Source organism: Meridianimarinicoccus aquatilis, from assembly GCF_004358675.1.
Taxonomy (GTDB): domain Bacteria; phylum Pseudomonadota; class Alphaproteobacteria; order Rhodobacterales; family Rhodobacteraceae; genus Meridianimarinicoccus; species Meridianimarinicoccus aquatilis.
The window spans coordinates 17,526-32,827 of sequence record NZ_SMZO01000042.1 but is presented as its reverse complement, the minus strand read 5'-3'; the positions used below and the strand labels follow the sequence as shown (position 1 = coordinate 32,827).

The window sequence follows — 15,302 nt, the reverse complement described above, 5'->3', positions numbered from 1 at the left end:
GCGGCAAGGGCGGCAGAGCCGGGATCGATACCATCGGCAGAAAACACGCCCGCCGCAGTGCGGAACCCGACCGCTGCGACAGTGGGACTTGCGGCAAGATCTTCGAAGCTGCCGCTGCCTCGGCGCCCCCGGAACAGGCGGCCATGCGCCTTGGTGAGCGACTCGGGCGTATCAAGGCGACCGCGCAGGACGCGCCAGTGGCTGTCGATCCCATCAGTCTTTGCCCCGTCAACGATCAAAAGGCCGTCCGGGCCAAGCAGCTTGGCCGCGCGCGCGATCCAGTCTTGCGCCCGTGCTCTGGCGCGCGGGATCGCTATGATCGCCAAATCGAAGGGGGCCGTTCCAGGCGCTGGGACATCCGGCAGCACCTCGCGCCCCATCGCAACCAGTTTGTCGTAATCGGGCTGAATCGGTTGGACGAAAACGGCTGTGTCGAAATCACGGGCCAGCGCGCTGCTGGCGCCCGCGCCGACGACAAGGGTGCGCACACCTTCTGGCGCAGGGATCAGCCCCTGCGACAGGGCCGCGTCAAGGCGAACATCTGACATAATCTGGGTACACCGGCGCGGCCGACTATTCCTTTTCCATGGTGCATTGGAGCGGGTGCTGGTGCCTGCGTGCAAAGTCCATCACCTGCCCCACCTTGGTTTCCGCAACTTCAAAGGAAAACACGCCAACAACGGCGACGCCTTTCTTGTGCACGGTGAGCATCAATTCAAACGACTGCGCATGGGTCATCCCGAAGAACCGTTCCAGAACGTGCACCACAAACTCCATCGGAGTGTAGTCATCATTCAGGATGAGAACCTTGTAGAGCGGTGGCCGTTGCGAGCGGGTACGGGTCTTGGTGACGAACCCCACATCATCATCAGGATCGTTTGGCGCATCTGCGGCAAGGGTCGGCGGAAAAGCTTGCAATTCCATACTCCACGGTTTTCACATCACCGGACTGACGTCACCATATAATCGACGGTGCCCGCCTGAAAAGGGGCGAGACGCCAGTTGCAGCCGAACATGTTCGCCGAAGGGCAAACCCATGATACACGAGATTACCACCATCGGGTTCGATGCCGACGACACACTTTGGCACAACGAACACTATTTTCGTCTTACCGAAAAGCGATTCGCCGATCTTCTGAAGGACCATGCAGAGCAAGATCACCTGACTGAGCGGTTGCTCGAGGCTGAGCGCCGCAATCTTGGTCACTATGGCTATGGGGTCAAAGGGTTTGTTCTGTCGATGATCGAAACGGCCATCGAGGTGACAGAGGACAAAGTGCCCGCGCGCGTCATTCGCGAGATCATTGAGGCAGGGCAAGACATGTTGGCCCACCCGATCGATTTGCTGCCACATGCCCAAGAGGCCGTCGAAGCAGCGGCACAGACGCACCGCATTGTGTTGATTACCAAGGGCGATCTTTTGGATCAGGAACGGAAACTCGCCCAATCGGGTCTTGGTGATCTGTTTTCCGGGGTCGAGATCGTTTCAGAGAAGACGCCGCCAGTCTATGCCCGGATTTTTGCCGATCACGGCGACGGGCCTGAAAAAGCGATGATGGTGGGAAATTCGATGAAATCGGATGTGCGCCCCAGCATCGATGCCGGTGGCTGGGGGGTCTATGTGCCCCACGGATTGAGCTGGGAATTGGAACATGCCGAGCCGCCAACTGGGCACCCACGCTATCGCGAAATCGCAGATCTGGGCGCGCTCGTTGCGCTTTTGCAACAGGACTGACCCCAATCCATTGGGGGTTGCCCCTTGGGCACCGCGACATGTGCGCCTTACAGCCACGAGTTCCGATCAGTCAGAAAAATTTCAGTTTCAGCCACGTCATCCAAAGGAATCTGGTGCGTGATCAAACATTTCTGTGCTAGCGTTAATGTACAGGCAACTATGTTGACCGAAAAATCGGCAGCAGGCAGACACATAGGCAGGTGACACATGCAGCGTATAACGCGACTCGTCCGGGGCTGGGCGATGGTATCGTGTGTAGTAATGGCGGCTAGTGCCGCAGCGGCAGCGCCCTATGCCGCGATGGTAATCGACGCCCGGTCGGGCAAAGTCCTTCACTCTCGCAACGCAGACACGCGGCTTCACCCCGCGTCGCTGACAAAGATGATGACGCTTTATGTGGTGTTCGACGCGGTGGAACGGGGCGAAATTTCGCTCGATTCTCCGGTCCGCGTGTCGCGCAATGCAGCGTCAAAACCACCCTCGAAGCTGTACCTGAAAGAAGGCCAGCGGATTCAACTGCGCTATCTCATTCGCGCGTCTGCCGTGAAATCGGCCAATGATGCCGCGGCGGCACTGGCCGAAGCGATTTCCGGATCGGAATCGGCTTTTTCCACGCGCATGACACGCACAGCACGCGCTTTGGGGATGAACGACACCACGTTCAAGAACGCTCACGGGCTGACCCAGTCGGGACACCTCTCCACGGCGCGGGACATGACGACACTGGGCCGGGCGCTGTTCTATCACTTCCCCGACTACTATCACCTTTTCTCACGTCGGTCGGCGGACGCGAATGGCAAGACGGTTTACAACACCAACCGCAAGCTTCTGAACGCCTATAAAGGGGCCGACGGAATCAAAACTGGGTATACGCGCGCCGCTGGCTTCAACCTTGTCGCGTCGGCAGAACGTGGCAACAAGCGGATCATCGCCACCATGTTTGGCGGAAGCTCTGGTGCATCGCGCAATGCACGTGTGGCAGAACTTCTCGACATGGGCTTCAGCCGTGCGCCCAACCGGGTTGCCGAAGTCCGCCCTGTGCGGCCAAACCTGACCCAGATCGCCCGCAGTTCGCCCAAGTCCAATGCCGTTGCGACCTCGGTTCGGCTGGCTGTTGCGACCAGCGACCGTCCGACCCCGCGCCCGATCCGGGTGGACGCGGTGATTGCCGCAGTCACGGAAACTGTAAGCGAACAAATTCAGGACCTTGGCGCAGCTCAAGCAGCCTCAACGGCTGGTGTGACAGACGACATTGTTGCAACGGCACTGCTGCCGGGCACGACGCCCGGAAGTCTGCCCGCAAGCATCGCAGTGGCCGAGGCATCAGGAACGCCTGACACTGCGTCGGTAGAAATCGCGTCGGCATCTGCAACCACATCGGCGTTTGCAACCGCTGTGTCCCCCGCACCGCCGCCGCGCCCGGCTGTCATCACGTTCTCATCCAAAGGGACCAGCACCCCTGCGCCCGCACCCGAACCAGAAACGGTTCTAGTGGGAAGCGTATCCACGTCGGATGGCGATGTATGGGGGATCAGCGTTGGAACCTATGCCAGCCGTTACGAGGCGGAACGGATATTGCTTCGCACTGCGCTGATCGAGATCGACACGCTTGATTCCGCGCTGCGCAAAGTCGTGAAAAAGCAAACCGGCTTTTCCGCACAGTTCAGCGGGATGGACCAACGAAGCGCCGCGCTAGCTTGCCAGCGGCTGAGTGCCCGGCAGCAAAACTGCGAAACGATGGGGCCGTAATGATCGGCACCTCGGCTCAAGACTGAGACAACCACCGCCAAACTGCCCCGCCATGTTCGCATGGCGGGTTTTTTGATGACCGGGTTCACCTCATCCGGCTCAAAATCTTGGATCGCCGCCTTTCGGACTGCCCACTCGTGGGCGGCTATTGTTGGTTAGGTTTCGTCGGCGTTTCCGACGTGCCCGCCTTATCTTGCAGCTTTGGCGCGTCGTCATAATCATCTGTCAGAATGCGCCGGCTGTCGCCGTCAGGGTCTTCGTACTGATTGCTGCGCAACGTCCAAAAGAACGCCAGCAAGCCAAGCCCACCGAGGCCCAGAGAGACCGGAATAAGAAACCGCAAGACATCCATCAGCCGATCACTCCTGCCGCAGCCTGCACTTGCCCGGCTTGCGCAGCGCGCGCCGGACGGCGCGACTTGCCTTTGCCAGCTATCCGAAGGGCATTCAGCGATACGGTGATTGATGACGCGGACATCGCCAGTGCCGCAATCAAGGGCGTGGCCAGTCCGGCCACAGCCAAAGGCACAGCGACGATGTTGTAAACCGTGGCGATGCGGAAATTCTCGCGGATGCGGCGCGTCGCCTGTACGGCGACCAAACGGGCGTCGGCCAGAACTGCCAAATCCTGACCCAGCAACACGATGTCGGACGCCACACGCGCGGCATCAAGAGCAGACGCAGGCGAAATGGACACGTCGGCCGCCGCAAGGGCCGCCGTGTCGTTCAGACCGTCGCCCACCATCAGGACGCCGCCCTCGATGTCTTTGATCGCCTGTGCCTTTCCGGCAGGTGTTGTTTGCGCTTGCCAATCATCGATGCCAACTTGCGCCGCGACCGCGGCCACGGCACCGGGTGTATCGCCCGAGATCAGCTTGACGCAAAGCCCCTGTCGCTTCAGCCCTGCCACCGCTTCAGCAGCGCCGGGGCGCAACTGGTCCGCAAAGCGAAACGCCACGGGCGCGGCATCGCCGATTTGCAGCCAGGTTGAAAGGGCCGTGTCATTTACATCGAGCTGACCGCCAAGCCAGTCGCTGTGACCGAGCCGAACTATGACCCCGTCCTGCATGGCCTCAATGCCGTAACCGGGCACTTCGCGCAGGCTATCAAGCTCCGGTGCTTCCAACCCCTTGGCCTGTGCCGCCAGAACCAACGCGCGGGCCAATGGGTGTGCGGACCCCTTTCCCAGTGCTGCGGCAAGCGCCAGCGTTTCCGCGTCCATCTGCGGCGCAGGGATCAGGGTTGGTGTTCCGCCAGTCAGAGTGCCGGTCTTGTCGAAGACGACAGTTCCCACAGAGGCCAGCCGTTCGAGGGCTGTGCCTGACTTGATCAGCAGCCCCTGCCGGAACAGACGCCCCGACGCCGCCGTGGTCACGGCCGGCACTGCGAGACCAAGCGCGCAGGGGCATGTGATAATCAGAACGGCGGCCGCGATATTTACAGCCTGCCGCAGATCGCCGGTCGCAATGTACCACCCCGCGAAGGACAAAGCCGACAGGATGTGCACGCCGGGCGCGTAAAGCTTGGCCGCGCGATCCGCTAGAGAATTGTAATTCGTCCGCCCGCTTTCCGCCACGGCCACAAGGTCGGTCAGGGCGTGCAGCGAACTGTCGGGGCCAATCGCCGTGGCGCGCAGCACCAGGGGGCCGGTCAGGTTCAATTCCCCCGCGCTGAGCGCCGTGCCCGGCAAAGCCTGCACAGGCAGCGTTTCGCCCGTCAGCAGGGATCGGTCCAGTTCCGACGCGCCTTCGGTGATGATGCCATCCACCGGAATACGCCCGCCGGGCCGCACCACCACCAGATCGCCAACGCAAAGCGCCGTCAGGGGAACAGTTTCCTCGGTGCCATCGGCTGCGCGGCGAATGGCGCGGGGCACTTCAAGTGCAGCCAGTTCTTCGGCGGCGCTGCGGGCGATGGCACGGGTGCGGTGATCGAGATACCGCCCAGCCAGCAAGAAGAAGGTCAGCATCAGCGCCGCATCGAAATAAGCATGGTGCCCCGACATCGCGGTTTCCCAAAGGGACGTGGCTACAGCCAAAAGTATCGCCAGTGTGATCGGGACGTCCATGTTCAGGCGGCCATGCCGAAGCGCGGCAAACGCATTGCGGAAAAACGGCTGGCCCGCGAACAAGATCGCCGGGAACGTGATCGCGGCGCTGATCCAGTGGAAAAGATCGCGGGTGGCATCCTCTGCCCCGGCCCAGACAGAAATGGACAACAGCATGACGTTCATCGCGGCAAACCCTGCAACCCCGAGCCGCATGAGCAGTTCCCGCCCGGCACGGTCGGTCGTTGTCAGGGCGACGGTTTGTGCGTCAAGCTCGTGTGCGTCATAGCCAATCCGCGCAAGCGTTTCGACAAGTGCCTCTGGCGTGATGTCGGGCTCTGCGGTGACGCTCGCGCGTTTCTGCGTGAGGTTGACGCGCGCCTCGCGCACGCCCGGATGTGCCGCCAGAGCGCGTTCCACCTTGGAAATGCACCCTGCGCAATGCATGCCGGGTAACGACAGCATGATCTTGGCTTCGCGTGCCCGCGCTGCATGACGCGCCAGAACCTGAGCCGATGGTGTCACGGCACAGGCGGGGCACGCTGCCCCGCTTGATGCTTCAGGATAGTCAGTGGCGGTCATGCGGTTTGCCCTGTCAGGGTTTCACGTAAAGCGGCAGACGTTGCCGAAAGGTCGTGCCATCGACAGATGTCGCCGTCAGACGAATGTTCCAGTTGCCCGGCTCAAGGTCTGCCGGGGCACTGAACACCCCATTGAGATAGATGAAGTTGGGTGTGAAGTCATCCCGAACAGAGGTCGCCCACCCCACCAAAGCGGTGAGGTCAGCCACTTCTGCGGGCGTGCCGTCTTCGGCATTGGTAAAGGCGATCTGCAACCGGCCATCCGTGTACTCTGCCGCCACATCCCAACCCAAGGCGAGTTGCGCATCACGAGCCGCATCATAGCCTTGGCTTTCATCATAAGAATTCTGCACTTCGAGGCCAGAGAACGTGTTGACCGCAAACCAGGCCATAACAAGGTTCACGCTTATGATGACTCCGAAGAACCCGATCATACCAAACAGAACTGTCCGGCCTGTGATCTCGCGCATCAGTTTTCCCTTCCGTTGAAGACGGTATCCTTGACAGCCCGCTCACCGCTCACTGTGTCTTCGACCCAAATCTCAAGATCGGTGACTGCGCTGTTTGCAGCAACACTGTTTTGCGGCGCCATGACATACACGCGCTGCAGCTTGGTAGAGTCGGCCGGAACAGTAACCAGACCGGATTCGCTGCCCTCTGCTTCGACCAGCAGAACTGCGTCGGAGGTGATGGTTATCTGATAGGGTCGATCCTCGCCGTACTTGTTGCGCAGTCGCACATCATAGGTGTTGCGAATAGTGCCGTCAGACATCGTGACATAGACCGGGTTACGAACAGGCGCGACGGTGATGGACAGATCCGGGCGGATAAACAGGCCAACAACCAGCCCAACCCCGACCGCGGCCCAAAGGACGGTGTACATGATTGTGCGCACACGGAAGATGTGTTGCCAGATCGGGATCTTCTCTTCGCCCGATCGTTCGTGCTGTTCATCGGTCAGTGCCATATAGGCAATCAGGCCGCGCGGCTTGCCGATCTTGTCCATGATCTCGTCACAGGCGTCGATGCACAACGCGCAGGTGATGCACTCCAACTGCTGACCATCGCGAATGTCGATCCCCATTGGGCAGACGTTCACGCACGCGTTGCAGTCGATACAATCGCCCACATCGACGGCAACACTGGCCTGACCTTCGGCCGTGGCTGTGTGTGTTTCTGCGGCGACCTTTGCGTGAGATTTGCGATGCTTGCCGCGCGGCTCACCGCGCCAATCCCGGTACGCAACGGTGATGGTATCTTCGTCCATCATCGCCGCCTGAATACGCGGCCACGGGCAGGCATAAATGCAGACCTGTTCGCGCATCAGCCCGCCAAACACAAAGGTGGTCGCCGTCAAGAGCGCCACGGTCGTGTAAGCTGCGGGGTGAGCATTGAACGTGAACAAATCCCGCAAAAGGGTCGGTGCATCGGTGAAATAGAAAACCCAAGCCCCGCCTGTCGCCACCGCGATCAGCATCCAGACGGCCCATTTTGTCACGCGCAGGCGTGCCTTGCGAAAGTCCCATTTCTGGCGAAGCAGACGAATGCGCGCGTTGCGATCCCCTTCGATCCATCGCTCAACCAGAATGAACAGGTCAGTCCACACTGTCTGCGGGCAAGTATACCCGCACCAGACCCGGCCAAGTGCCGAGGTGAACAGGAAAAGCCCAAGCCCGGCCATGATCAACAATCCGGCAACGAAGTAGAATTCGTGCGGCCAGATTTCGATGAAAAAGAAGAAAAAGCGCCGGTTGGCGAGATCCACAAGCACGGCCTGATCCGGCAAGGCCGGACCTCGATCCCACCGGAACCACGGCGTTATGTAGTAAATCCCCAACGTCACCAGCATGATGAGCCACTTCAGGTTCCGGAAGCGGCCAGAAACGCGCTTCGGAAAGATCGGCTCGCGTGCGGCGTATAAGTTCGGAGGAGTTTCTTCGGTCGTGCTCATCTCAGGGAATCCATCGCAGTGCTCGGGTTATGCTGTATCTGCCATTATCATTTGATAAGGTAATTGACCTGCATCAAACGTCACCCCGGCGTGACAGCATGTCCACCCCGCGCGCATTGTTTGGCCATACAGGCACCTGTCCTCACGAAGCATAAACACAAAAGGCGCCATTGTGCCGGATAGCGCCCATCAACACGAGCAATCGCGGCGACACGCCACAGCTTTACCGCCTGCGACGGCGCGGGATCAGACCGGCACTGTTGGCCGGGGCCGTATCTGTGCCGCCACGTTCGACAAGCAACCTGAAGCCATCTTGAACACAAAAAAGGGCCGCAGCGGTGCGGCCCCTTTCAAAGTTGTGTTCACTGACCGAGTTATTCGGCTTCGGTAACGCCGCCGCCAAGCCCGTGTACATAGGTTGCCACGGCAGCCACTTCTGCGTCGGTCAGGCGCAAGCCCCAGGCAGGCATGACGCCAAAGCGGCTGTATGTGACGGTTTCGATGATGGTATCGATATCGCCACCATAGAGCCAGATCGCGTCGTTCAGGGCTGGAGCGCCTAGGTCGACATTGCCGCTTCCGTCATCCATGTGGCACGCAGCGCATTCATAGAGGAATGTTTCTTCGCCCGCTGCAGCCAGGTCAGCGTTCAGCGGATCACGGCCACCGATGGTATAGACGTAATGCGCAACCTGTTCGATCTCTTCGCCGGACAGAATCTCACCAAACGCGGGCATTTCGGAATACCGCGCATCGGGGTCATCTTCGTTGCGAATGCCATGCGCGATCGTGTCATGGATGGCATCCACTGTTCCGCCCCAAAGCCACGCGTCATCCAGCAGGTTCGGGAAGCCAACAGCCCCCGCTGCACCGGACCCGTGGCATTGGCTGCAATTGGTACGGAACACCGCCGCGCCCATATTGACCGCGTATTGCTGCAACTGCGGATCCGCGCTGACCTCTGTCAGGGCGACGGACACGAGTTGCTCATTGATGGCCGCGTTCGCAGCTTCGGCAGACTGCAAGTCTTCGGCCAGTGCACCACGTGTCGAATAGCCCAGCAAACCGGATGTGGCCTGGTTGATCATAGGCCATGCCGGATAGGCGATGGTATAGCCGATGCCCCAGACGATGCAGGCATAGAAGGTGTACAGCCACCAACGCGGCATCGGGTTGTCGTATTCTTCGATCCCGTCCCAGCTGTGGCCCGTGGTTGGCACATCATTTTCGTGCTTGTCGTCGGCTTTTTTGCTCATGACCGCGCCTCCTTGCGGCTGTCGCGGTCAGTCTTTTCCTGCCGCTCGCCCGTGGTGTCTGCCGGGCCGTTGTCGTGACGAAAGATGATCTTTGCGGTATCCTGGTAGCTTTCCTTGCGCCCTGTGAGGACCCAAAGAACCGTGGTCACGAAGAAGATGAACATCAGCACAAGGCCAAAGCTGCCCATTACTTCCCGAAGAAAGACGTAGGTTTCCATGCTCGCCCCTCCTATCGGCTTGCGTCGGGCGTGAAGGTCGAGAAATCAACCAGCGTGCCGAGCATTTGAAGGTAGGCAACCAAGGCGTCCATTTCCGAGACACCGGGTTCATCGTCGAAGTTACGGGTCTGCGCGCCGGGATAGCGTTCCAGCAGCCCGTCCCAATCGCCATCGGGATTTGCCTGCACCATGAAATCGGCGCGAGCGCTTTCAATCATTTCGTCAGTGTAGGGAACACCGAGGAACTTATGCGTCGACATCTTGTCGGCCACGTATTCGCCATTGATGGGCGTGTTGGACAAGAACGCATATTTCGGCATGATCGATTCCGGAACGACCGATTGCGGGTCACGCAGGTGTGCCACGTGCCATGCATCCGAGTAGCGACCGCCGACGCGGGCCAAGTCTGGCCCGGTCCGCTTTGATCCCCACTGGAACGGACGGTCATACATCGATTCCGCCGCAAGGCTGTAGTGGCCATAGCGTTCTGTCTCGTCCCGCATGGGGCGGATCATCTGGCTGTGGCACACATAGCACCCTTCGCGAACATAGATGTCGCGCCCTTCAAGTTCGAGCGGGGAGTAGGGGCGCACGCCCTCCACTTCCTCGATCGTGTTCTCAAGGTAGAACAGGGGCGCAATTTCCACGATCCCACCGATCGTCACTACGATGAAACTGAAAACCAGCAGCAGCGTGACGTTCTTTTCGAGGATCTTGTGCTTGTTGAGTATGGACATATCCAGCTTTCCTTATTCTGCCGGCGCCGCAGCGGGGGATTTGGCCGCAGCCTCGCCCCGCGTTGCGGTCATCCAAAGGTTATAGGCCATGATCAGCGAGCCTGCGACGTACATCAGACCGCCGAGTGCACGGACCACATACATCGGGAACTTGGCTGCCACGGTGTCGGCAAAGGAGTTGACCAAGAAGCCGTTCGCATCAACTTCGCGCCACATCAGGCCTTCCATGATGCCGGTCACCCACATGGACGCCGCATAGAGAACGATGCCGATGGTCGCCAGCCAGAAGTGCCAGGACACCAGGCTGAGCGAGTAAAGCCGTTCGCGGTTCCACAAACGCGGCACGAGGAAGTAGAGCGCGCCAAAGGTGATCATGCCGTTCCAGCCAAGTGCGCCGGAGTGAACGTGACCAATGGTCCAGTCAGTGTAGTGGCTGAGCGAGTTCACCGCGCGGATGGACATCATCGGGCCTTCAAAGGTCGACATGCCGTAGAAGCCGATGGACACAACCATCATCCGGATCACGGGATCGGTGCGCAACTTGTCCCAGGCGCCCGAGAGCGTCATCAGACCGTTGATCATACCACCCCAGGACGGCATCCAGAGGATGATCGACATCACCATGCCAAGCGTACCGGCCCAGTCAGGCAACGCGGTATAGTGCAAGTGGTGTGGACCGGCCCAGATGTACAAGAAGATCAGCGCCCAGAAGTGGATGATCGACAGTTTGTAGCTGAACACAGGGCGTTCGGCCTGCTTGGGCACAAAGTAGTACATCATGCCAAGGAAACCCGCGGTCAGGAAGAAGCCCACGGCGTTGTGGCCATACCACCACTGGGTCATTGCACCCTGCACCCCGGCCATCACTTCAACCGATGAAGAGCCAAAGATCGAGATTGGGATCGCCAGGTTGTTGACCACGTGCAGCATGGCAACGGTGACGATGAAGGACAGGTAGAACCAGTTCGCCACATAGATGTGCGGTTCTTTGCGCTTGACCAATGTACCAACGAACACCGCCAGATAGGCGACCCAGACGATGGTCAGCCACAGGTCAATGTACCAGCTTGGTTCTGCGTATTCCTTGGACTGAGTCGCGCCCAAAAGGTACCCGGTCGCGGCCAGAACGATGAACAGGTTGTAACCCCAGAAGACGAACCATGCGAGGTTGCCACCCCACAAACGCGCCGCCGTGGTGCGCTGCACAACATAGAACGACGTCGCAATCAGTGCGTTACCACCAAAGGCGAAAATCACCGCCGAGGTGTGCAACGGACGAAGGCGCCCAAAGTTCATATACGGTTGTGCCCATTCAAAGTTGAGCTGCGGAAACGCCAGTTGCGAGGCGATGAACGTGCCGGCAAGGAAGCCAACAATTCCCCAGACGACAGTCGCGATCACACCATAGCGAACGACCCCGTCCATATAGCCGGATGTATCACCGGCAGCCGCCTTCGGCTCACCAACGCGGCGCAACGTATACAGGAATGCAACGCCCGCGATAATCATGATCAGAAGCATATGAACGTTGTAAGCCAGATCGCGCGCGTAATTCGCGGCGATCGCAGCCGCCAAGGTGATCAACCCCAGCACAACGAGCTTAAAATAGTCGGTCATTTTTGTTCCCTTCTGGTGCCGTGTTCCCGCGTACCCGTGCCATGGGTACTGTTCTCTCGAAAACAAGACAGTCGGTCTGACAGATTGTTTTGATATCTACAGTGCTAACAGCATCAGCCTTGATCCATGTCAAAACCGAGTGTAGCCCGAGAATGTATCGTTGCTAGCAGGACGGAAAGTCGCGGCTTTCACCAAAATGATGGCGAGGACCTCATGAGCTATCGAACATTACTTACAGTCATCCACCAATCAGCGTCATGCAAAGCACAGGTATCTAAAGCATCGCAGCTTGCCCGCAAGCTTGACGCGCATCTCGACATTCTGTGTCTTGGGATCGACGAGGTACAAGTCGGGTACTATTTTGCCGGCGCCGATGCAGTTTTGCAGCAAACCAGCATCGCCATGGCCCGCGAAAAGGCAGAAGCGCTTCAAGCTCTCGCCGAAGAACAGGCGCAAGCCGAAGCCATTCGCTGGAGCGCGACAACATTGGTCACCCAGTTTGGCGTTCTGACAGACGTGGTGGCACGCGCTGCAATGTTTGCCGATCTGGTCGTGCTTCCCCTGCCGCAGGGCGATCATGGCGGCGACGAAGCCGTGGCAATCATCGAAGCCGCCCTGTTTTCGGGCCAGTCAGCCGTTCTGTTGCTGCCAGATGCCGAATTGCCGACCGAATTTCCTCGCCGTGCAGTCATCGGCTGGAACAGCGGCATGGAAGCAATGACAGCCGTGCGCGCCGCGCTTCCTGCCCTCAAGATGGCGGGCAGTGCCAGCGTCGCAATGGTAGAGCCCCCCGCCCGCAGTCTGACCCAAACTGGCCCGGGTGAGGCGCTTTCCACGATGCTGGACCGGCACGGCATCAAGGCCGAGATTTCGCTTTTGGTGAAAACCAAGCCGCGCGTATCGGATGTCTTGATGGAACATGTGCAGGATCAACAAGCCGATCTGCTTGTCGCAGGAGCCTACGGCCATTCGCGCTTCCGCGAGGCGATTCTGGGCGGTGCGACACGCGAGTTGATCGCGAAAGCCAAAGTGCCCTTGTTGATGGCCCACTGACCTTCTTGGCGGCTTTGCATACGGGTGAGGCCACCAAATCGATGCTGCTTTTTGTGAAGGGTCGCTGCGAGCAGCATCGCATGGCACAGACGACAGAAGCAGCGGCAGAATCAGACCGTCTGACCGCACCGCATGACTCAGGTCAGGTCAGAATCCCACCGTCTGAATCATCGCCGGTTTCTTCAAGCAGCCGATCCATATCATGGACGATGATATGACGTTTGCCGCGTAATTCGATGACACCCTCACGCTTAAGCGCAGACACCTGCCGACTCACCGTTTCAAGGGTCAGGCCCAGATAGTCTGCCATTGCCTCACGCGTGAGCGGCAAGTCAAATTCAAGCGGCCCACCATCAGCCTTCAGGTTCAAAGATGCGTCACGGCGGATGATGATGGCAAGCAACGTCGCAATCTTTTCACGCGCGGTCTTGCGGCCCAGAAGCAGCATCCATTCACGCGCCGCATCCAATTCGTCCAGCGTCATTTCCAACAGGCGCTGGCCGATATGCGGTGTCCGCATCATTAATTCTTCAAAGGGTTTTTTGCGGAAACAGCACAATGTCACGTCTGTTGTCGCGGTCACATCATACGCCGCCTGCGCGCGGCCGGGTCGCCCCACAAAATCCGATGGCAACAGCAAACCGACCATCTGGGTCCGGCCGTCTTCCATGGTTTGGGACAGGGTCGCAATGCCGCTGACAATCGACGCCACGAAATCCATTTCGTCGCCGCACCAAACGATCGTCTGCCCAGCCTCAACCGTTCGGTAATACTTCAGCGAATCAAGGCTCGTCAGTTCGTTCGGTTCGCATTTGGAACAGACCGCCCGGTGACGTATTGGGCATTCGCCGCATTTGATGGACGTTGTATCAGACGCCATTAGATAGCTCATTTTTTTGTCCGTTTGATCCTGATCAATGCCATACTAGCGGCGAGGTACAAGACTACGCTCATGGACACGCCAACTCAACTCTCAAAGCTGGGACTTTTTGACAGCCGGGTTCCCCGGTACACCAGCTATCCCACCTCGCCGCAATTCGCAGCCGAGGTCGGGCCCGCCGACATGGAACGCTGGATCAGTACCATACCCCAAGGCAGCGAGATATCCCTTTACGTACATGTCCCCTTTTGTCGACGTTTATGCTGGTTCTGTGCCTGCCGTACGCAAGGAACAAGCAACCTTGCAACCGTCGAAGCATACCTTGCTACACTAAAAGCAGAAATTTCGATGCTGAAAAAGCATCTGGCCCCAGGTGTGCGCTTGTCGCGGCTGCATTGGGGCGGCGGCACGCCAACGCTGTTGTCGCCGGACATGATGCGCGATCTGGCGGATTGCCTGTTCGAAGTGGCTCCTCTTGCCGAGAACGGGGAATTCTCGGTCGAGATTGACCCGAACGAGATTGATACCGATAGAATGGACGCCCTTGTTGCTGCGGGCATGACCCGCGCCAGCGTCGGTGTGCAGGATTTCGATCCAGAAATTCAGGCCACCATCGGCCGCATCCAACCCTACGACATCACGCGCCGCGTCATCGAGCAGCTTCGTGATCGTGGCATTACCAGCCTGAACGCTGACATTCTGTACGGGCTTCCGCACCAGACCAGCGAAAAGATCGCCGACAGCGTGCTGCGGCTTCTGTCGCTCAGCCCGGACCGGGTCGCTCTGTACGGGTATGCACATGTGCCATGGATGGCACGTCGTCAGGCAATGATTCCGTCAGACGCCCTACCAACCCCGCAAGAACGGCTCAAATTGTTCAGCGTTGCGCAGGAACTGTTTGACTGGGATGGATATGAAGCCATCGGTATCGACCATTTCGCCCGCCCCGACGACGGATTGGCGACCGCGCAGCGCGCAGGCCAGTTGCGGCGCAACTTCCAAGGCTACACCGACGATACTGCCGATGTGCTGGTCGGGCTTGGCGCGTCTTCCATTTCGCGTTTCCCGCAAGGGTTCGCGCAAAACGCCGGGTCCACAGGCCAATACACAAAAGCAATCCGCGCGGGAGAGTTCGCATCGGCCCGAGGGCACATCTTCAAGGGCGACGATCTGTTGCGCGCGCGGATGATCGAAGCCCTGATGTGCGACTTCAAAATCGACGCATCCGAAATGGCGCAGCGCTTCGGGCTCAGCGCAGCAGGCTTCGCCGCGCTCTGCCGACCTGTGAAGGACCAATTCGGCGCCTATGTGACGCTGACAGACAAAGGGCTGGCCATTCCCGAAAAGGGGCGCCCCCTGACACGGATGATCGCGCGGGCCTTTGACGCCTATGAAATGGCTGTGACAGGGCACTCTTCAGCCGTCTGATATGCGGCCTTGCGGCGGTGATCCCGGTTTGGGTCACCGCCGCAAGGCACT

At 59.2% G+C, this 15,302-nt stretch carries 13 protein-coding genes and 2 pseudogenes; 4 read left to right on the top strand and 11 right to left on the bottom strand.

What is annotated here, in order from left to right:
- Positions 1-548: pseudogene (locus tag E2L05_RS15310) on the bottom strand (MFS transporter); the annotation flags it as partial.
- A gap of 25 nt (positions 549-573) precedes the next feature.
- Positions 574-918 (bottom strand): ATP-dependent Clp protease adapter ClpS, encoded by a 345-nt coding sequence (gene clpS, locus E2L05_RS15305; RefSeq protein ID WP_394346560.1) that lies wholly within the window; start codon positions 916-918, stop codon positions 574-576.
- 118 nt (positions 919-1,036) lie between these two features.
- Here clpS and E2L05_RS15300 point away from each other — a divergent pair, with 118 nt between their 5' ends.
- Together E2L05_RS15300 and E2L05_RS15295 are read left to right on the top strand one after the other, a co-directional pair.
- Entirely contained in the window at positions 1,037-1,735 is a 699-nt protein-coding gene (locus tag E2L05_RS15300) for an HAD family hydrolase (RefSeq protein WP_133343754.1), read from the top strand.
- Positions 1,736-1,996: 261 nt separating this feature from the next.
- The gene (locus E2L05_RS15295; protein WP_243722003.1) at positions 1,997-3,484 is read left to right on the top strand and encodes a D-alanyl-D-alanine carboxypeptidase family protein; all 1,488 of its coding nucleotides are present in this window, start codon (positions 1,997-1,999) and stop codon (positions 3,482-3,484) included.
- Between the two features lie 199 nt (positions 3,485-3,683).
- Here E2L05_RS15295 and ccoS read toward each other — a convergent pair.
- From ccoS to ccoN, 8 genes and pseudogenes are all read right to left on the bottom strand, one after another.
- Positions 3,684-3,836 (bottom strand): annotated as a pseudogene (gene ccoS / locus E2L05_RS15290) (cbb3-type cytochrome oxidase assembly protein CcoS); the annotation flags it as partial.
- Positions 3,836-6,112: a heavy metal translocating P-type ATPase gene (locus E2L05_RS15285; protein WP_133343751.1), complete on the bottom strand. Its 2,277-nt coding sequence runs from the start codon at positions 6,110-6,112 to the stop codon at positions 3,836-3,838. The pseudogene ccoS and the gene E2L05_RS15285, both read right to left, overlap by 1 nt.
- 13 nt (positions 6,113-6,125) lie before the next feature.
- Complete coding sequence (locus tag E2L05_RS15280; RefSeq protein ID WP_133343750.1) at positions 6,126-6,581, bottom strand: FixH family protein; 456 nt, start codon at positions 6,579-6,581, stop codon at positions 6,126-6,128.
- The gene (gene ccoG / locus E2L05_RS15275) at positions 6,581-8,062 is read right to left on the bottom strand and encodes a cytochrome c oxidase accessory protein CcoG (RefSeq protein WP_133343749.1); all 1,482 of its coding nucleotides are present in this window, start codon (positions 8,060-8,062) and stop codon (positions 6,581-6,583) included. The genes E2L05_RS15280 and ccoG overlap by 1 nt, the downstream gene beginning before the upstream one ends.
- Before the next feature lie 374 nt (positions 8,063-8,436).
- The gene (gene ccoP / locus E2L05_RS15270) at positions 8,437-9,318 is read right to left on the bottom strand and encodes a cytochrome-c oxidase, cbb3-type subunit III (protein ID WP_133343748.1); all 882 of its coding nucleotides are present in this window, start codon (positions 9,316-9,318) and stop codon (positions 8,437-8,439) included.
- The gene (locus E2L05_RS15265) at positions 9,315-9,536 is read right to left on the bottom strand and encodes a cbb3-type cytochrome oxidase subunit 3 (protein ID WP_133343747.1); all 222 of its coding nucleotides are present in this window, start codon (positions 9,534-9,536) and stop codon (positions 9,315-9,317) included. The genes ccoP and E2L05_RS15265 overlap by 4 nt, the downstream gene beginning before the upstream one ends.
- 11 nt (positions 9,537-9,547) lie before the next feature.
- Positions 9,548-10,273: a cytochrome-c oxidase, cbb3-type subunit II gene (gene ccoO / locus E2L05_RS15260; RefSeq protein ID WP_133343746.1), complete on the bottom strand. Its 726-nt coding sequence runs from the start codon at positions 10,271-10,273 to the stop codon at positions 9,548-9,550.
- A 12-nt stretch (positions 10,274-10,285) separates the two neighbouring features.
- Positions 10,286-11,890, bottom strand: a complete 1,605-nt coding sequence (gene ccoN, locus E2L05_RS15255; RefSeq protein ID WP_133343745.1) for a cytochrome-c oxidase, cbb3-type subunit I — start codon at positions 11,888-11,890, stop codon at positions 10,286-10,288.
- 213 nt (positions 11,891-12,103) lie between these two features.
- Here ccoN and E2L05_RS15250 point away from each other — a divergent pair, with 213 nt between their 5' ends.
- On the top strand, positions 12,104-12,943 hold the full coding sequence (locus E2L05_RS15250; RefSeq protein ID WP_133343744.1) for a universal stress protein: 840 nt from the start codon (positions 12,104-12,106) through the stop codon (positions 12,941-12,943).
- A gap of 142 nt (positions 12,944-13,085) precedes the next feature.
- On the opposite strand, the gene fnrL is transcribed toward E2L05_RS15250, so the two are convergent.
- Complete coding sequence (fnrL, locus tag E2L05_RS15245; protein WP_133343758.1) at positions 13,086-13,823, bottom strand: transcriptional regulator FnrL; 738 nt, start codon at positions 13,821-13,823, stop codon at positions 13,086-13,088.
- Between the two features lie 72 nt (positions 13,824-13,895).
- Here fnrL and hemN point away from each other — a divergent pair, with 72 nt between their 5' ends.
- Complete coding sequence (gene hemN, locus E2L05_RS15240; protein ID WP_133343743.1) at positions 13,896-15,251, top strand: oxygen-independent coproporphyrinogen III oxidase; 1,356 nt, start codon at positions 13,896-13,898, stop codon at positions 15,249-15,251.
- The last annotated feature ends 51 nt before the right edge of the window (positions 15,252-15,302 follow it).